The sequence below is a fragment of the Sporosarcina contaminans genome (genome assembly GCF_042679045.1).
GTDB lineage: Bacteria > Bacillota > Bacilli > Bacillales_A > Planococcaceae > Sporosarcina > Sporosarcina contaminans.
The window spans coordinates 20196-37217 of sequence record NZ_JBHTLT010000126.1 but is presented as its reverse complement, the minus strand read 5'-3'; the positions used below and the strand labels follow the sequence as shown (position 1 = coordinate 37217).

The window sequence follows — 17022 nt, the reverse complement described above, 5'->3', positions numbered from 1 at the left end:
AATTAGGCCCAGTATTGTAACATGAGTACAAATAGATTGTAATTGTAACGACCGCGTACTAATTTGCATAAGCAGCGAGGGTGGGAATGGGGATCATTTCTCTGGTATGACCATTGGACAAAAACATTTGAAGGGATGCTTTCATAATGGAGAATAATAGAAGCAATGCCATCGATTTTTTGCAACTGATCGTTGCTGGTGAAATTGATAAGGCATATGAGAAGTATGTTAGCGAAGATTTCATTCATCATAACCCATATTTTGCGGGAGATCGTGAATCGTTAAAGCAAGCAATGAAGCAAAATGATAACGCGAACCCAAACAAAAGCCTTGAAGTGAAAATAGCGATTTCCGAGGATGATAAGGTAATGGTTTATTCCCACTTGAAACAAAATGATGACGATCTTGGTGCCGCAGTCGTGCACATTTGCCGTTTTCATGAGGGGAAAATTGTTGAGATGTGGGATGTTGGACAGCCGGTATTAGAAGATTCTCCTAATGAAAATGGGATGTTTTAAGGCAAATTGAAGGGAGGGGTTGGGTGTAGTGGGTTCAAGAATGATGCACTTACTTATCGCAAATCGAATTGCCGACCGCTTTTCGATAGAGGACCAGGCTGCGTTGTTGCTTGGAGGCATCGCTCCGGATGCGGTTACTCCGAAAGAAGTATCTCACTTCTTTACAGGGGACGTAACCGATTATTCAAGAAGCATTGATTATGAAGGGTTTTTACGTAAATATCATTCCCAACAGGAAAGCTATTATATATTGGGATATTATACGCACTTAATTGCCGATGACATATGGCTAAAAGGTTTCTATCTTCCTTGGCTGAAGAACCGAATGGAAGCAAACGAAAACTTGGGGGAACTTTATCATAATGATTTCCGACTGTTAAATGGGAAGTTATTGGAACACTATGGAAGCAAAGATGATTTAAAAAAATTGCTACAAGTTGTTACGCCCATATCCGATTTGGAAGAGGTTATGGCGAAGGATGTTGAAAAATTCCTCCCTTATGTTTTCGAAGATATGAAATACGATAAAGAAGCTGTAAATGAAAAGCTGCGCGTGTTTACGTTTGAGCAAATTGTAGGTTATATCGAGACTTCCATTGAAATTGGATCGTTAAAGGTCGAACAAATCCTGTCTAAAAACAAATGAATCCGTCCTTAAGCAAATGCTTTCAGGATGGATTCATTTATTATCGTTTTCTCTTTTTTCCGCCTTGTATATTATCTTTGTTTTTATCCACGATTTTTTCGAACTCTACATACACGAAGTATTTGTTTTCTTCCACTTTTTCCACACTGATCACCTTTCCAGTACGTCCTTTAATTCTAATATTTTCGTTGACCACGGGTATGTTTTGTAATGCTTGATTGAGTACGTATAGATCGTTTTCGTAAAAATGAATGGAATACATCTTTTAGTCTCCTTTAGTTTATAGGGATTTGTATACGACCATCATATGTAGAAGCAGGAAAAATAGAACGGCTTCCAATCAGGAAACAATCCGAGTTTAAAAGGAGGTTGCATAGGGAAGTAGATTATCAGTGCTCGAAGATAGGTTATGGATTTCATAAATGACTATGACCTATAAGGCGGTGTCTTTTCCGGAAACATCGAAAATAACTTTTATGAAAAGGGTGATTGTGAAGTTATGAACAAAGATGAACAGCATATGAACGTAAATGGGAAGGATGCACAGCTACAGCAGTATCGCAAACAGAATACAGGCCCTAATAATCCTATGACGGATGAAAACGGAGCGAAAGTCTCAAATGACCAAAAGACGTTAAGGGCAGGAAAACGTGGACCGTTGCTCATGCAAGACTTCCATTTTTACAAAAAACAATCGCATTTTAGTAGAGAAAGGATTCCTGAAAAAGTAGTACATGCCCGGGGGTTCGGTGCATACGGGGACTTTGAATTGTATGAATCGATGAAGGATTATACAGTGGCGAAATTTCTACAAGAGCCTAATATGAAAACCCCTGTATTTGTAAGGTTCTCAAATTTTATTGGAAGTAAAGGCTCGAAAGATACGGCTGTAGATATTCGTGGGTTTGCGGTGAAGTTTTATACGGAGGAAGGAAATTATGATTCTCTTGCTCTGCAATTTCCGGTCTTCATTTTAGCTGACGCAATGAAATTCGCAGACGTCACCCATGCTGCGAAGCCGAATCCGAAGACGGATATACCCCAAGCGACCGTGGCACATGATCATTTTTGGGATTATGTTGTGAACAATCCGGAATCCGCGCATATGATTATGTGGCTTATGTCAATGAGGGGGCGCCCTAGAAGCTGGAGAATGATGGAAGGTTATCCGATCAATACGTTCCGTTTCGTAAATGAAGCAGGCAAATCAACTTTCGTGCGTTTTGTTTGGAAACCGAAATTAGGGGTCCATTCATTGTTACTGGATGAAGCAAACCTCATTGGCGGAGTCGATCCAGATTTCCATCGCAGAGATTTAATTGAAGCGATTGAAAATGGTTTTTATCCTGAGTATGAGTTAGGTGTTCAACTAATCGATGTGGAAGACGAGTTTAAATACGATTTTGATATTTTGGATGATACGAAGCTTTGGCCGGAGGAAGAAATTCCACTGAAGATCATTGGGAAACTGACATTGAATCGTCTTGTTGATAATAATTTTGCTGAGGAAGAGCAGTCGGCGTTTAATCCAGCCAATTTAGTACCAGGCATTGAATTTACGAATGATCCTGTATTGCAAGGCAGATCATTTGCTTACCGTGATACAGAATTGCATCGTCATCATTCTGCAAACTATGAAGATCTTCCAGTAAATCGTCCCCTTACGGAAGCGACAAATAATTATCGGGACAGCTATTTGAAATATCCGATCGATACGGATTCTGTCCATTATCATAACAACTCGCTCGCAGGCAATTCTCCAGCTGAGATTTCTCCAGAGCAAGGCGGATACGAGAATTATCCCGAAAAAGTGGAAGGACATGTGACGAGGGAACATCCGAGCGATTCATTCCAAGACTATTATTCACAGGCGAGAGCGTTTTATAATAGTTTGTCGATGCCGGAGAAGCAAGACTTAATCGAATCGTTCAGCTATCATATTGGAAGCGTCAAGGACAAAGAACTTCGCCAGAAGAACGTTGAAATGCTAGCAAATGTAGATAAGGAAATGGCGACAATGATCGCTGAAAATATTGGTGTGGAACCACCCACAAATTCACATGTTGAAATTGATAAAAGTTATCCATCGCTCAGCCAACTAAATTCGCCGCATTCTGCGATGACGCAAAAAGTTGCCGTCTTAATTGGCAATGGATTTAATGGCGAGGAAGTACAAAATGTCTTACAGGCATTTAAAGAAAATGGCGTTTTATTCGAGAAAATCGGAGAGACATTAAAAACAGTTACGTGCTCGAAAGGAAATGAGCTTGAAATCGACAAATCGTTTTTAACAGTGCACCCGGTTCTTTACGATGCAATTTACGTTGTCGGAGGAAATTCAGAAAAGCAACTGATGTTTGATCAGCATATTTCTGATTTTATAAAAATGCATTATATGCATATGAAGCCGATTGGAGTGGCAGCAGGAGGAGAGCAATACCTTCTCAATACAGAGGAAAATAATTTAGACGGAGTCATCGTTGCTTCGGAAAATCCAGATTTCACAAATCAATTCATTGCAGCGATCGCGCAAAAACGCTTTTGGGATCGTACGTAATGTAATTCGTTGTTTGAAAGGAGTCTCTTTTGTAGAGGCTCCTTTTCAATATTGTCATTCGAATTTTCACCATAAAGGAGGTAAGAGTGTATGGTACAATAAAAGTATTGTTCTTTCGTAAATTACATAAATAGAGAAGTCTAAAAGCATAAAAGGTTAATAGGAGGAAATGATGGAAATTCGGTATGAATTAACTGAAGAAGATGTAGTGGCTTTCAATGTATACCATGTTAAGAATTCGAACATTGGAAGGAACTCTTTGCGTTGGCAACGACTTGCATCGCCTCTCATTTTTTTGCTGTTTGCTTATTTGCTGTCCATATTTACAGAAATACCGGCTGCTCCGTTATTGAGCACCTTTACGATAACGGCGGTCATTTGGGTACTGTTTTATCCAAAATATTTTTATTGGCATATTACCCGTCAAGTTCGGAAAATGTTAAAGGAAGGGAAAAATGAAGGGCTTATTGGTGAACATGTGCTGAAGATGCAGAAAAAAGGGATTACGGATAGTACTCAGAACGGTGAAACGATTGTAAATTGGGAAGCGATTAAAAGCTTTAAAGAGGATATTGGCCATTTTTATTTATACAATAGTGCGATTAGCGCTTACATCATTCCAAAGAGGGAAGTAAATGCTGATGCGGTTCGTAATCATTTGAAGAAATGGCTGACTCTTTGAGAGAGGAGTACATATGGAAAAGTTATTACATAGCCTTCATAGCGAATCAATTATCGGAATCGATGGCTTAGGAGGGTCAGGAAAAACGACATTCGCCAAGGAACTACAGCAAAAGATAGGTGCTGTTCTATTCCATTTGGATGATTTCATCCACCCGAGGCATGTCCGCTACAATCCACATATCGAACCTTGGAAACTATACTATGAGCATCAGTGGCGGTATGACTATTTGATTGATCGAGTTTTAAATCCACTTAAAAATGGCGAGGAAATTAATAACGTTATTGAGCTTTATAACAAAGAGTCGGATGAATATGAAGAGACAGCCGTGACCATTCGCAAAGGAGTGCCCGTCATTATTGAAGGTGTCTTTTTACAGCGTGACGCATTGAGGCAGTATTTTGATACTGTCGTTTATTTGGATGTCGACCGTGATAAGCGACTACAGCGAGTGTTGCAACGAGATACTTATATTGGAAGTAAAGAAGCTATCCTTCAGAAGTATGAGCAACGCTATTTTCCAGCAGAGGAACAGTATATTGAGGAGTATGACCCTGTTGCGAATGCACAAATTGTTGTGCGACGTTGAATTCATTATGTAAGAGGTTTGGAATAAAAGGCGGCTAAATGATAAAAAGTGATTTTCTGTTCATATTGTACAGAGGAATCGCTTTTTTATTTGTTTATGCGCAATTATAGAGGTGTTATGCGTGTTACGGGGCAATTATGCGTTTTTCAACTGCATTATGCGTTTTGACCGGATGGTTATGCGCAAAATGGATGTGATTATGCGTTGTTGAAAGATTTTATGCGTTTTTAAATGGTGTATGGGTATAAGCTGAATGCATGCGATGTAGGTATTAAAAAGTTATGATGTTAGAAAGTGGCTGTCGTCAAGTTGTGACGGTTAGGTCGCAGTTTGAAAAAATAAACGGTTTCATTAACCGGAAAAAATTGGAGTGAATGCACTTGATAAATGCTTTCGCAAAGAAATTCAATGGGATACCTCTGTCGATTCTTGACTTGGCAATGATTAATGAAGGAAGCGATGCGGGCCAATCTTTTAAAAATACTGTCGATCTCGCGCAGCATGCGGAGCGTTGGGGATATAACCGTTATTGGCTTGCCGAGCATCATAATATGCAAGGTGTCGCAAGCTCTGCAACATCGATCATCATTGGACATGTTGCGGGGGCAACGAAAACGATTCGAGTAGGATCGGGTGGCATTATGCTGCCGAATCATGCACCGCTTGTTATTGCTGAGCAGTTCGGAACGCTTGATACAATGTATCCGGGCAGGATTGACCTTGGGCTTGGACGGGCGCCAGGAAGCGATCAAGCGACAGCTTATGCGCTTCGCCGCACATTGCATAGCAGCGGGGATGATTTTCCGGAGCAGCTTGCAGAGTTACGCAGTTACTTCGAATATGATCCATCAGCACGGGTTCGCGCAGTTCCAGGTGAGGGGCAAGATATACCGATTTGGCTCCTTGGTTCAAGCGGATTCAGCGCACAGCTATCTGCGGAGTTAGGATTGCCATTTTCATTCGCCAGCCATTTTGCTCCGGCGTATATGATGCAAGCTTTACAGCTGTATCATCAGCGTTTCCGTCCTTCTAAGGACCTTCAAGAACCATATGTGATGTTAGGCGTTAACATTATTGCGGCGGATACGGATGAAAAAGCGCAATGGCTCGCTACTTCCTATCAACAGCAATTCCTAAACATCCGAAGAGGAGTCACGGCGAAGTTCCAACCGCCTGTTGATGATCCGAATACCGCATTCTCAGAGTTTGAAAAAGCAGCAATCGCGGAATTATTAGATTGGCCTTCTACAATTGTTGGCAGCCCTGAAACAGTAAAACAGAAATTGGAAGATTTCTTGCAATTGACGAAAGCGAACGAGCTTATTATTAGTGGCGGCATTTATTCACATGAAGACAGATTACGTTCGTTTGAAATCGTATCGGAATTGATGGAGTAATGAAACAGGTCTTTCGGGGCCTGTTTTTGTTATTCGAATTTAGCGGACGTCTGTTTATAAGTGCAGGTAATTATCTCGGCACTTACGGATGCATTGTGTCTTATTTGGCGGAGCATCGCGTGTAAAGCGCTTCGTTTACTCAAATGCGTAGACCCTAAAAAGACTGTAGACAAAGTGAAAGGATACTTTGTCTACAGTCTGGCGTCCGTTTGTACGGACTTATTTATTTGCTTTGCGTAAGTAGAATGCGCGTGGCGGTTATCGCTTTCAACTTTTGCCATCCGTTAAAATGGAGCGGATAATATGGATGGAATCCCATTCTCCAGATGAAAAGAACGTAATCGGATGTTTTCTTTTAAAGAGCTGCATGTGAATTTCATGTTCATTGTATCCTAATTTATGGAGATCTCGTGCATTGCTTTGAAGCTCCAATAAATAGGATAGCTTGTTTTCCAAGGCTTGTCGTCCATCTTTTATATAACCCGCATGGCAGCAAAAAAGCTCGGAGAAGTCATACGTTAACATTTTTTCGATCGAGCTAATAATTAAAGGAATGCTTTCCTCGCGCAAAATCACTTTCGTTTTTGGTTGCACATATAAATCTCCAGAGAAAAGTTGGCCAGTTTCTTCGTTTAGGAATGATAGATGATCATCTGAGTGGCCGGGTGTTGCAATTACTTTCCATGACGCATTTCTCGATGAAAATGTTTCGCCAATCGGTTCTGCGGTAAACGGCCTTCTTCTTCCCCAAAACATCTGTCTGTACAGTGGATAAATAGCTTTTTCTGCACACTTCTCAATCGCCATTTCATTCATGAAGATCGGCAATCCATATTCTTTTTGCAAATAGGCAGCTCCGCCGGTATGGTCTTCATGGGCGTGCGTAATGACAATTTGATCGACGTCCGACTGTGCAAAGAAAGGTTTAAACTCCTTTGATAAAGTTCGAGCGCCGGTATCAATTAAAACTCCATCTGTTTCAAAGCAATATACATTCAATTTGACAGTACGAAATGATACATGCCCGTTTATAAAGCGAACATTACCTTGTTCACCATTAATGGCTGAAGTTTTTAATAGCAATCGCGATACCTCTTTTCTCACTAACATGATCTATTGATAGTATAGCATAAAATGAATGACTATTCAGTTCTTATGTTGTAAGAAGAGGTGAAACGAATCATTACTGTAGACGATCTTCCTGAACTTCTTTGCGAGCTGCAATGGCGACTACTGAGATGAGCAGCGCAATTGCCGTAATCATAAGAAGAATACCGATATTCTCCATTAAAATGCCATCCCTTCCACCGAAAACGATTGAATAATAGCCATCTGCACCGTAAGTAGCGGGCAGAATTGTAGACAATTTACTGTACGCATTAGGCAAAAGTTTAGTAGACACTAAAACGCCCGAAGTTACAAGCTGTAGAGAAAGCAACAAAATATTGAAAAGCATGCCAACATTCCCTAACAAAACGACGAATAGTTGTGCGAAACAGAGGAATGACAAAAACATAATGGCTTGGAATAAGTAAACAACTATCAAAGGCTCTTGGATTTCAATGCCAAAAAGGTACATTAAACCGATCGTCAAAAAAGGGAGTATAAACGCAACACCAATATTGATCAATTGCATACCAATGAACAGGCTCCATTTTGAATGCATCTGCTTTATTGAGTGAGACGCTTCGTTTATTTGCATAATCATGACCATTGCGCCTGCAAATGAAGAGATGATGACCATTAATGGCACCAAGTTGGCGGAAAAGTCATCGACCGCATTGGTTTTGTTAATCTTCTCCTCTACTATATTGGGATGCAACGAACCTACTGCCATTTGAACAGATTCCCCGATCGCTTGTGCAACTTTCTCATCAAGCGGAAGTTGCCCTAACTGTTCATTAAAAACTGAAATTGTACTTTGTGTCTGCATGCCATAGAGAGTGGTATTTACTTCATCTGTAATATGCAACGAAGCTGTTTCCATCATTGTTTTGCTGAATGTTGCAGTAGCTTGGTTGATCCAATAAATGATAGATGGCTGTTCTTCTGCAATGATGGATGATGAGAAATCAGAAGGGATTTGAATGACCATCTCAATCGTACGATCATTCATTTCTTTTTGAGCAATTTGCAATGAATTGAACTGTTTCACTTGAAAAGGCAATGATTGTTCCAGTTCGTGTATCATTTGTTCTCCAATTTCTTCGTCTTCATTTACAATGCCGATCGTTAAGCTGTCGGTCCTGTCTTGCACCCCTTTATATGCAGTGAGCCAAATTGAAAAGAAAATAATTTGAAACATGACTGCTGCAATAATCCCTAAATACGTACCTCGCAATTTGAATAAAGCTTTTAAACCCGCCAATCAATTCACAACCTCTCATGTAAGTACTTACTTGCATCGTAAGCAAAATTTTTTCTTAGGGGGTTAATCCCCTAAGAAAAATGGCTACACTCGTCTTCAACTGATCTGATATGTCTATCTCTGTTACGCTATTTCCTAAACGGGCAGCCGAAACGAAATGACCGAAATTGACTGCGATAAATGATAGGGCAACTGCCTCTACATCACACTCTATCATCTTTCCACGCTGCTGCATCTCTGCAAAATAGTGCATAAGCTGCTTCTTAATAAAACGGGGAACGTTTGCAATTTCTTCATCGATTTCAGGGAAAGAGCCCGCTTCCTTAAATCCTATGAGCACGAATTCCTTAATGGACAGCATGAATTTTGAATACTCCATCGCAAAATGGAGCAGGTCTGTCTCCAAATTCCATGTAACATCTACTTCAAGTGTCTTCTGCAAAATAGGACCATAAGAAAACTTCTCAACAATCGCCCTCAAAATGCCTCGTTTATTGCCAAAATGGCGGAATACGGTTACTTCATTTACACCTGCCAATTCAGCAATCGATTTTGTTGTAGCTGCTGCATATCCTTTATCGCTAACCAGTTGAATGGCTGCTTCAATTATCCGGTCCGCAGTAGATTGTGTCGCCAAACGATCCAACTCCTCACGATGCAAGTAATTACTTGCATATTATCATATCCATTCTTGAAGAGCAAGATTGAAAATTTGTTTCTTTGTAGGAGTTTCTTGTCCTTCTTATAGATTCAATAATAATTATCAAAAAAATAGAAGAATACTATAAAATTTAGTATGCTTATGGAAATGTAATTTACCTAGAGAGGGGAAAATAAAATGGCAATGATCGGATATGAAGAAGGGATTATTTATGATTTCAATAAAACGCATGAGCCGATTCGAAAGGTACAATCGGGCTCGACAGTGACAATACAGACATACGATTGCTTTCAAAACCAAATTCAGTCTCCGGATACTGAGGTAGCGGCGATTGACTGGGATAAAATTAATCCGGCGACTGGGCCGCTTTACGTGGAAGGGGCTATGCCCGGTGATGTGTTAAAAGTACAAATCGAGCGTATTGATATCGGACAGCAGGGTGTCATGGTTGTCGGTCCGGAATTAGGTGTAATGGGACATGCATTGACGAAAATGGAGTCGAAAGTAGTGCCAATTACAGATGAGCATGTCCTATTCAATGATTTACGCATTCCATTGAACAAAATGATTGGTGTAATCGGCGTTGCACCGGAAGGGGAAGGTATTAATTGCGGAACGCCAGGTGCACACGGCGGAAATATGGACAATAAAATGGTGACGGAAGGTGCGACACTTTACTTTCCAGTCTTTGCGAAGGGTGCTCTATTTGCATTAGGAGATTTGCATGCTGCGATGGGTGATGGGGAAGTGAGTGTTTCAGGCGTTGAAGTTGCTGGAGAGGTGACTGTAACGTTAACGGTTTTGAAAGATGTTTCTTTGCGCCACCCAATGTTAGAAAATGCAAATGCATTCACACAAATTGTGTCTGCACCTACTTTGGACGAAGCGGCAAAAACGGCTGCGACAGAAATGATTGAACGGATTGTGGAGAAATCTGCGTTGCCGGTAAGTGAAGTGACAATGTTAATGAGCGCGATTGGGCAATCCGAAATTTGCCAAATTGTCGATCCGCTTATGACAGCTCGTTTCGTCGTGCCGAAATGGGCGCTTGAAAAAATTTGTGGTTCGTTTTTCGAGTGAAGACGTTAATTAATGTGAAAGGGGTGCTATATATGTTTGAAACCGGGAGAATATATTTAAGGAAAATGATCATTGAGGATGTTCCGTTATATCATTCATGGAGAAATGATATGGACGTTATGGTATCGACAAATCCTTCTTTAGATATTTATTCTTTAGAGGAAACGAGACAATTTGTTGAATCCGTCATCCTTCGTTCCACTTCTTCCAAGAGCTATATCATATGTCATAAGGAGAGTGAACGGCCAATTGGAATTACTTCTTTAATTAATATCGATCCAAAAAATCGCAATGCAGAGTTTATAATCGATATTGGAGAAAAGGGTTTCTGGGGACAAGGGTATGGCAATGAAGCGATGCAGTTGTTGCTTCGCTATGCTTTTTTAGAACTGAATCTGCATAGAGTTTCACTTCGCGTGTTTTCATTTAATGAAAGAGCGATCCATTTGTATAAGAAAATTGGGTTTGAACAAGAAGGGGTTAGCCGTCAGTCATTGTTCCGAAAAGGTCAATGGCATGACATCATTCATATGGGTATACTTCAAGAAGAGTTTATTGAGAAATTGAAAGAGTAACTTCAGTCGAAAGAAAGGAGATGCTCTATGAAAAGATTCGTCATTATGACAGTTGGGAAAACGCATAGCGGGAAATCGACTTTTGCAAAGGTGCTCAATGGGCAATTGCCCAATTCGGTCGTCATAGACCAAGACTATCAGGCGGAATTCATTAACCGTTATTATCGTTCTTTACAGCCTGATAGTGGGCCGAATACACTGAAGCATGCAATGAGCCAAACGATTGTTGATTATGCAATGAAAGAAACCGACTTCCATTTAATCATTTGTAACTCAAATCGTTCTCGCAATGGTCGTATACAACTGCTGAACTATTTTAAAGACAATGGCTTTGCGACAATTCTTGTGTACTTTAATATTCCTTTTGACATTCTTAAAGATAGGGTGGCCGTTACGAAGCGGAGCACGTCCATATTTAGAAGTGCAGCGACTTTTGATGAAGTGCTTGCACGCCAAGAAGCTGAAGTTCATGTAGAGCCTGGTGAAGAGGAAGCCGATCTACTATTCACCATTAAAAATGAGGGAGACATTCAGACAGTCATCTCTTCTATTTTATCTAAAGCAACCGTCCGATGATAGTATTCAACGGGCGGTTTTATATATTCACAGTAACACTATATTAAGCTATAATGGGAAAGGTTTTAGTCACCCTTACATTTCGGAAAGGGGATTTTTTTATGATCGCATTACATAATGTCAGTAAAGTTTTTTCAGGATATCGGGCAATTCAATCTGTCTCGTTAACGGTCCATAAAGGCGAGATACACGGCATTATAGGAGCGAGTGGTGCTGGTAAGTCAACGTTACTGAGGTTGATGAATTTATTGGAAATCCCAGAGGAAGGAAAAGTAGAGGTAAACGGTCAAATGCTAACTTCCTTAAGTGGTAAAGAACTTAGGCAAGCTCGGAAATCAATCGGAATGATTTTTCAGCATTTTAATTTAGTTGCCAATAAAACAGTGTATGACAATGTTGAAATTTCATTGCAACTTTCGAAATTCCAGCGTAGCAAGCGTAAGGAAAGAGTTTCGGAATGTTTGCGTTTTGTTGGGCTTGAGCAATTCAAAGATAAATATCCCGCGCAGCTGAGCGGCGGGCAAAAGCAAAGAGTAGCGATTGCAAGAGCGTTAGCCAATCATCCGCAAGTATTGCTTTGCGATGAACCGACTTCTTCACTGGACCCGAATACGACTGCCGAAATACTTGGCGTATTGAAAGATATTAATCAATTAGGAGTGACAATTGTCATTGTCAGCCATGAGATGGAAGTGATCCGGAGCATATGCAATCGGGTCACTGTTATGGCAGATGGGCAAATCTATGATACTGTCACTGCGGAGCCAACAGGGATTGAGCCGATAGAGAACAGCCCGGAATATTTTATTGAACAATTGACAAAGGCAGGTGGAGCGAATGCCTGACATTTTGCTTCAGTATGAAGCTGAAATATGGCAGTCTATCGGAGAAACCTTTACAATGGTCGGTGTCTCGATTGTCGCCGCGGTATTCGTCGGTCTTCCTGTCGGTACGTTGCTGTTCCTATGTAGAAAAGGCCAATTATATGAAAACAGATTGCTATTTTCGATATTGAATTTATTAGTGAATATTATACGCTCATTTCCGTTTTTATTGTTGGTTGTGTTTTTACTTCCTTTTACAAGGCTGCTTATCGGGACAGCAATTGGTACGACTGCCGCTACTGTTCCTTTGTCGATCATTGCAATTGCCCATTATTCCCGTTTAGTCGAGCAATCTTTGTTGGATGTGCCAAAAGGTGTAATGGAAGCGGCGGTTTCAATGGGCGCTTCTGTAAAAGAAATCATTTTTAAATTCCTTTACGTTGAAGCAAGATCTGGGCTTGTCTTAGGCTTGACGACGTCGATTATTAGCTTTATATCTTATTCGACCATAATGGGCGTAGTCGGAGGCGGGGGAATAGGGGATTTTGCCATTCGATATGGCTATCAGCAGTTTAAGACGGACTTAATGATGTATATGATCATCATTATGGTCATACTTGTGCAGTTTATCCAATTTGCAGGGACGACTATAGCGCGGTTACTAGACAAACGGTAAGAAACAGGAGGATATCACATCATGAAGAAATTGATAGTGTTGGCGTCTATGCTACTGATCATTTTGGCAGGTTGCAGTAATGACAAAAAAGCAGAGAACGCAGAGAAAGCTGAGAAAGTAAAAGAGAACGGTGAAAACGTGACATTGAAAGTTGCATCACTTATACCACCAATGACAGAAATTCTTGATATCGTAAAACCACAGCTTGAAGAAGAAGGAATTGATCTTGAGGTTGTCGTATTGGGGGATAATGTACAACCGAACAGCGCCCTTGCTGCAAAAGAAGTAGATGCGAACTTCTTCCAGCACGTTCCGTATATGGAGGAATTCAACCGGAACAATGATGCAAATTTAGTGCCGATTGTACCGATCTATTTTGCGAATTACGGTGTTTATTCGAAAGACTATTCGTCTATTGAAAAACTGCCTGAAGGTGCTGTCATCGCAATGGCAAATGATATTTCCAATATTGACCGCTCGTTGTCTCTATTGGCTCAACACGGTGTCATTACTTTAGGGGAAAAAACGGATACGTATTATACACAAGCCGATATTGTGGAAAATCCGAAAAACTATAAGTTTGAAGAAGTGGACTTGTTAATGTTGGCCCGTATGTATGATGACGCTGATGCGGTCGTTATGACACCAGCTTATGCTGCTCCGCTTGGTTTGACTCCCAAAAGCGATGCTTTGCTTACGGAAGGTATCGAAAATGATTTTGCCATTACATTAGTTGCACGCGAAGACAATAAAGACTGGGAGGCAATTCAAAAATTGGCTGAAGCTATGCTAAGCCCTGAAGTGCGTGAGTTTTTGGTGGAGAATTATGATGAAACAGCCATACCAGCATTTTAATCTATAGAACAAAAGGACAGCGCATATCAGCTCTGTCCTTTTTTATTTGTGTGTAGAATGGTTATACTTTGTTATAGTTCTTTTTCAAAAGAGTGCATCAGCAGCTATGGAGGTGTCAATATGTATGATCCGACTATTTTTGAGAATTTAAAAGTTGCTTTTGAAAATCATATATATGATTTGGATACGATTGAACGTAAAATTACAATTTTGGATCGGAAGGATCGGATGGATTTTGCGGTTTTATCAAGAGATTTTGCTCTTCAATTCGCTTTGGTAGATCAAACAGATGTGAGAGCCGCAGTTATGTTAAAAGCTTCAGCGAATGATTTGGCAGGAGAAATATTAGAGTGGGAAGACAAAAATATAGGTTGTGCCTTGTCATTGCAGTTTATGATGGAGACGCGGGAAGCTATGGAACAATGCAGTCAAATTGAACAATCGTTGCTTTCCATTTGGGAAAATGACGTGAGAATCGTTCAAACCTTTAGTTTCACGCTTCCGCAAGAAACTACTGTGTATCAACATACAATTGATGTAATGTTTAAAAGAAAAATTAATGAAGAGCATATAGGGGATATCCGAGATTTCTTAGACCATGTCCTCGTCACTCTAAAACTATTGAATTCGATTTGAAGATTCATCAGAAGCCTGCAAAATGCTATCTTTAGTTATTTTCGCAGGCTTTGTAACGCATTCATAATGAAGGTCACATAGAGTCGAGACGTCAATCAAAGGAAATTGGCTGTGTTATGAGAGACGTAACTGCTGACAAAATTGATTTGGACATTAAAATGAAATGTACGAACAAAACGATAGGGATGTGTATTGAAAAAATGAAAAGCTCGATTAGATTCCTATAAAGTTAGGAAGTACATATTAGCATTTGAAATGATTGAAGGAATATGTGCAATGTCAAGAAAGTTTATGGTAGCTGTAACAATTGATCATCATATTGGCATGGAAGGTATTTTTGTTTCTTGTGATGTACAGATGAATCGCATAGTTGTTTTTGAACAAATAACAACAGAGTAAATTGCTAAAATAGAAAATTAACCAAGAAAGGCCATCGAATGAGTCTTCAGACTTGTTGGATGGCCTTTTCGTGTTTTACATACTTTGTTTGATATTATCGTTCACAAATTTGTTGCATTAAAATCAGTTTAGAAAAGAGGACACTACAGAATGGAACTGTTATAATCCAAAGATGTGCCCGTAATTATTATTGTGAAAACATAAAACTTTTGTTTACTTTGCGACAATTCAGTGTGATATACGGATTATTCATTGCTTTTTGATTGACGATTGTTATTTTTAGGTTGCTTTCCAAAATCAAAGTCTACCGCGATTTCTTCACTTCGGTTTTCGTTTTGATTATTCGTATTGCTGTTGCTGTTCTCATTGTTTTTATACGTTTCAAAGCTATTATGGGTTCTTACATTTAATGTTTTTTTATTATTTTTATTCAATTTTTGTTCACCTCCCATTTGTAATATGTTCGTGACGGGAGAAAGTATCCATTAAAATGAATTCAACAAATAGTATTTTAACAATAACATTCCAAAATGCCATTTAATTGGAAAAGGTGGAATGTATTAAAATAAAGAAATAACTCGTTTTGCATTCATTTTATTGGGGAAGCTACAGAACAAAAGGTTCATCTATTTTTTTGCATCAAGAGAGGGGTCACAGCTTTGAAATTAGTGTTGTTTTTAGCGGCTCTCATCCTTATTTTCTTCCTTGCATATATCGTCAGCAATCAAAGAAGTGAAATTAAGATGAAACCGATTATTACGATGATAGGTTTACAGCTCGTCTTTGCCTTCATACTCCTAAATACGGAATTCGGACTCGTGATCGTTAGAGGAGTATCTACTGCTTTTGATTATTTATTATCGTATGCGGCAGAAGGAATTAATTTTGTATTTGGTGGAATGGCTAATGAAGGAACAAGCCCGTTTTTCTTAAATGTCCTATTGCCGATCGTTTTTGTATCGGTGTTAATCGGAATTGCACAGTATTTACGGATTCTGCCGTTCATCGTCCATTATTTAGGTTTACTTTTGAGTAAAGTAAACGGACTTGGAAAATTAGAATCATTTAATGCGGTTGCGTCTGCAATTTTTGGGCAGTCTGAAGTTTTTATTTCAATTAAAAAGCAGCTCCCGCATATTCCGGAGCACCGCTTATATACCTTATGTACTTCGGCTATGTCTACAGTTTCAGCATCAATTTTAGGTGCATATATGACGATGATTGAACCGAAGTATGTGATTACAGCGCTCGTATTAAACCTATTCGGCGGTTTTATTATTGCCAATATCATTAACCCTTATAAAGTTAAGGAAGATGAAGATTTGATTGAAATCCGAGAGGACAAGAAACAATCGTTTTTTGAGATGCTTGGAGAATATATTATGGATGGATTTAAAGTTGCAATCGTTGTTGGTGCAATGCTGATCGGTTTTGTTGCTTTGATTGGAATGGTAAATCATTTGTTCGAAGTCGCTTTCGGTATCAGTTTCCAAGTAGCTTTAGGTTATGTATTTGCCCCGTTTGCATTTTTAGTCGGAGTTCCAGCTTCAGAAATCGTTCAAGCTGGTACAATTATGTCGACGAAGCTGTTGACGAACGAGTTTGTTGCGATGATGGACCTTGCCGAAATCACATCTTCATTGTCTGATAGGGCGGTTGGAATTATTTCGGTATTCCTCGTATCATTTGCAAACTTCTCCTCTATAGGCATCATCTCCGGTGCGGTGAAAGGGCTTAATGAGGAGAAAGGAAACACTGTAGCGAAATTCGGCCTTAAATTATTGTACGGAGCAACTTTAGTTAGCTTGTTGACTGCTACAATTACTGGAATTATGTTGAAGTGAAAGTCAAAGATGCTATTTGCAGATTTTGGATCTGGAGATAGCATCTTTTTTCAAGTTAAAATTGGTTAAAATGCTAAAAAGAGGACAGCTGATTAGTGTGCTGATATAATTCTGAAAGGTGAGGTATGAGTATTATACT

At 39.6% G+C, this 17022-nt stretch carries 20 protein-coding genes; 15 read left to right on the top strand and 5 right to left on the bottom strand.

Going from position 1 to position 17022, the window contains the following annotated elements; all coding sequences use genetic code 11:
* The first annotated feature begins 146 nt into the window (after positions 1-146).
* Together ACFQ38_RS15970 and ACFQ38_RS15965 are read left to right on the top strand one after the other, a co-directional pair.
* Positions 147-518, top strand: coding sequence for a nuclear transport factor 2 family protein (locus tag ACFQ38_RS15970; protein WP_336825145.1), 372 nt, complete (start codon positions 147-149; stop codon positions 516-518).
* Between the two features lie 28 nt (positions 519-546).
* Positions 547-1164 (top strand): zinc dependent phospholipase C family protein, encoded by a 618-nt coding sequence (locus tag ACFQ38_RS15965; protein WP_381482143.1) that lies wholly within the window; start codon positions 547-549, stop codon positions 1162-1164.
* Between the two features lie 40 nt (positions 1165-1204).
* Here the strand turns inward: ACFQ38_RS15965 and ACFQ38_RS15960 are convergent, their stop codons facing one another.
* A complete protein-coding gene (locus tag ACFQ38_RS15960) occupies positions 1205-1426 on the bottom strand; it encodes a hypothetical protein (protein WP_336825147.1) in 222 nt (73 codons plus the stop codon).
* Positions 1427-1663: 237 nt separating this feature from the next.
* Here ACFQ38_RS15960 and ACFQ38_RS15955 point away from each other — a divergent pair, with 237 nt between their 5' ends.
* The 4 genes from ACFQ38_RS15955 (at position 1664) to ACFQ38_RS15940 (ending at position 6389) form a co-directional block, all read left to right on the top strand.
* Positions 1664-3721 (top strand): catalase, encoded by a 2058-nt coding sequence (locus ACFQ38_RS15955; RefSeq protein ID WP_381482141.1) that lies wholly within the window; start codon positions 1664-1666, stop codon positions 3719-3721.
* A gap of 172 nt (positions 3722-3893) precedes the next feature.
* Positions 3894-4403, top strand: coding sequence for a YcxB family protein (locus tag ACFQ38_RS15950; RefSeq protein WP_381482139.1), 510 nt, complete (start codon positions 3894-3896; stop codon positions 4401-4403).
* A 13-nt stretch (positions 4404-4416) separates the two neighbouring features.
* Complete coding sequence (locus ACFQ38_RS15945) at positions 4417-4992, top strand: AAA family ATPase (RefSeq protein ID WP_381482137.1); 576 nt, start codon at positions 4417-4419, stop codon at positions 4990-4992.
* A gap of 374 nt (positions 4993-5366) precedes the next feature.
* Positions 5367-6389, top strand: a complete 1023-nt coding sequence (locus ACFQ38_RS15940; RefSeq protein WP_381482135.1) for an LLM class flavin-dependent oxidoreductase — start codon at positions 5367-5369, stop codon at positions 6387-6389.
* 267 nt (positions 6390-6656) lie between these two features.
* Here the strand turns inward: ACFQ38_RS15940 and ACFQ38_RS15935 are convergent, their stop codons facing one another.
* The 3 genes from ACFQ38_RS15935 to ACFQ38_RS15925 form a co-directional block, all read right to left on the bottom strand.
* A complete protein-coding gene (locus ACFQ38_RS15935; protein WP_336825152.1) occupies positions 6657-7472 on the bottom strand; it encodes an MBL fold metallo-hydrolase in 816 nt (271 codons plus the stop codon).
* Positions 7473-7572: 100 nt separating this feature from the next.
* Entirely contained in the window at positions 7573-8757 is a 1185-nt protein-coding gene (locus ACFQ38_RS15930) for a YhgE/Pip domain-containing protein (RefSeq protein WP_381482134.1), read from the bottom strand.
* A gap of 55 nt (positions 8758-8812) precedes the next feature.
* Entirely contained in the window at positions 8813-9394 is a 582-nt protein-coding gene (locus tag ACFQ38_RS15925) for a TetR/AcrR family transcriptional regulator (protein ID WP_336825154.1), read from the bottom strand.
* Positions 9395-9595: 201 nt separating this feature from the next.
* Here ACFQ38_RS15925 and ACFQ38_RS15920 point away from each other — a divergent pair, with 201 nt between their 5' ends.
* From ACFQ38_RS15920 to ACFQ38_RS15885, 8 genes are all read left to right on the top strand, one after another.
* Entirely contained in the window at positions 9596-10498 is a 903-nt protein-coding gene (locus ACFQ38_RS15920; RefSeq protein WP_381482132.1) for an acetamidase/formamidase family protein, read from the top strand.
* Between the two features lie 32 nt (positions 10499-10530).
* Positions 10531-11073 (top strand): GNAT family N-acetyltransferase, encoded by a 543-nt coding sequence (locus ACFQ38_RS15915; protein WP_336825155.1) that lies wholly within the window; start codon positions 10531-10533, stop codon positions 11071-11073.
* 27 nt (positions 11074-11100) lie between these two features.
* Positions 11101-11649 (top strand): ATP-binding protein, encoded by a 549-nt coding sequence (locus ACFQ38_RS15910; protein ID WP_336825156.1) that lies wholly within the window; start codon positions 11101-11103, stop codon positions 11647-11649.
* A 101-nt stretch (positions 11650-11750) separates the two neighbouring features.
* The gene (locus tag ACFQ38_RS15905) at positions 11751-12494 is read left to right on the top strand and encodes a methionine ABC transporter ATP-binding protein (RefSeq protein WP_381482129.1); all 744 of its coding nucleotides are present in this window, start codon (positions 11751-11753) and stop codon (positions 12492-12494) included.
* Positions 12487-13149, top strand: a complete 663-nt coding sequence (locus tag ACFQ38_RS15900; protein WP_336825158.1) for a methionine ABC transporter permease — start codon at positions 12487-12489, stop codon at positions 13147-13149. The genes ACFQ38_RS15905 and ACFQ38_RS15900 overlap by 8 nt, the downstream gene beginning before the upstream one ends.
* Before the next feature lie 21 nt (positions 13150-13170).
* Positions 13171-14004, top strand: coding sequence for a MetQ/NlpA family ABC transporter substrate-binding protein (locus ACFQ38_RS15895; protein WP_381482127.1), 834 nt, complete (start codon positions 13171-13173; stop codon positions 14002-14004).
* 120 nt (positions 14005-14124) lie between these two features.
* A complete protein-coding gene (locus tag ACFQ38_RS15890) occupies positions 14125-14640 on the top strand; it encodes a hypothetical protein (protein ID WP_381482125.1) in 516 nt (171 codons plus the stop codon).
* A gap of 276 nt (positions 14641-14916) precedes the next feature.
* Positions 14917-15039, top strand: a complete 123-nt coding sequence (locus tag ACFQ38_RS15885) for a hypothetical protein (protein WP_336825161.1) — start codon at positions 14917-14919, stop codon at positions 15037-15039.
* Between the two features lie 245 nt (positions 15040-15284).
* Here the strand turns inward: ACFQ38_RS15885 and ACFQ38_RS15880 are convergent, their stop codons facing one another.
* Complete coding sequence (locus ACFQ38_RS15880; RefSeq protein WP_336825162.1) at positions 15285-15473, bottom strand: hypothetical protein; 189 nt, start codon at positions 15471-15473, stop codon at positions 15285-15287.
* 225 nt (positions 15474-15698) lie between these two features.
* Between ACFQ38_RS15880 and ACFQ38_RS15875 the strand changes: the two genes are divergently transcribed.
* Positions 15699-16883, top strand: coding sequence for a NupC/NupG family nucleoside CNT transporter (locus ACFQ38_RS15875; RefSeq protein WP_336825163.1), 1185 nt, complete (start codon positions 15699-15701; stop codon positions 16881-16883).
* The last annotated feature ends 139 nt before the right edge of the window (positions 16884-17022 follow it).

What these genes read in the sequence shown, in the direction of transcription:
- ACFQ38_RS15970 (WP_336825145.1), top strand. Translation starts at nt 147, where the DNA reads ATGGAGAATAATAGAAGCAATGCCATCGATTTTTTGCAACTGATCGTT.
- ACFQ38_RS15960 (WP_336825147.1), bottom strand. Translation starts at nt 1,426, where the DNA reads ATGTATTCCATTCATTTTTACGAAAACGATCTATACGTACTCAATCAA.
- ACFQ38_RS15955 (WP_381482141.1), top strand. Translation starts at nt 1,664, where the DNA reads ATGAACAAAGATGAACAGCATATGAACGTAAATGGGAAGGATGCACAG.
- ACFQ38_RS15950 (WP_381482139.1), top strand. Translation starts at nt 3,894, where the DNA reads ATGGAAATTCGGTATGAATTAACTGAAGAAGATGTAGTGGCTTTCAAT.
- ACFQ38_RS15945 (WP_381482137.1), top strand. Translation starts at nt 4,417, where the DNA reads ATGGAAAAGTTATTACATAGCCTTCATAGCGAATCAATTATCGGAATC.
- ACFQ38_RS15940 (WP_381482135.1), top strand. Translation starts at nt 5,367, where the DNA reads ATGCACTTGATAAATGCTTTCGCAAAGAAATTCAATGGGATACCTCTG.
- ACFQ38_RS15920 (WP_381482132.1), top strand. Translation starts at nt 9,596, where the DNA reads ATGGCAATGATCGGATATGAAGAAGGGATTATTTATGATTTCAATAAA.
- ACFQ38_RS15915 (WP_336825155.1), top strand. Translation starts at nt 10,531, where the DNA reads ATGTTTGAAACCGGGAGAATATATTTAAGGAAAATGATCATTGAGGAT.
- ACFQ38_RS15910 (WP_336825156.1), top strand. Translation starts at nt 11,101, where the DNA reads ATGAAAAGATTCGTCATTATGACAGTTGGGAAAACGCATAGCGGGAAA.
- ACFQ38_RS15905 (WP_381482129.1), top strand. Translation starts at nt 11,751, where the DNA reads ATGATCGCATTACATAATGTCAGTAAAGTTTTTTCAGGATATCGGGCA.
- ACFQ38_RS15900 (WP_336825158.1), top strand. Translation starts at nt 12,487, where the DNA reads ATGCCTGACATTTTGCTTCAGTATGAAGCTGAAATATGGCAGTCTATC.
- ACFQ38_RS15895 (WP_381482127.1), top strand. Translation starts at nt 13,171, where the DNA reads ATGAAGAAATTGATAGTGTTGGCGTCTATGCTACTGATCATTTTGGCA.
- ACFQ38_RS15890 (WP_381482125.1), top strand. Translation starts at nt 14,125, where the DNA reads ATGTATGATCCGACTATTTTTGAGAATTTAAAAGTTGCTTTTGAAAAT.
- ACFQ38_RS15885 (WP_336825161.1), top strand. Translation starts at nt 14,917, where the DNA reads ATGTCAAGAAAGTTTATGGTAGCTGTAACAATTGATCATCATATTGGC.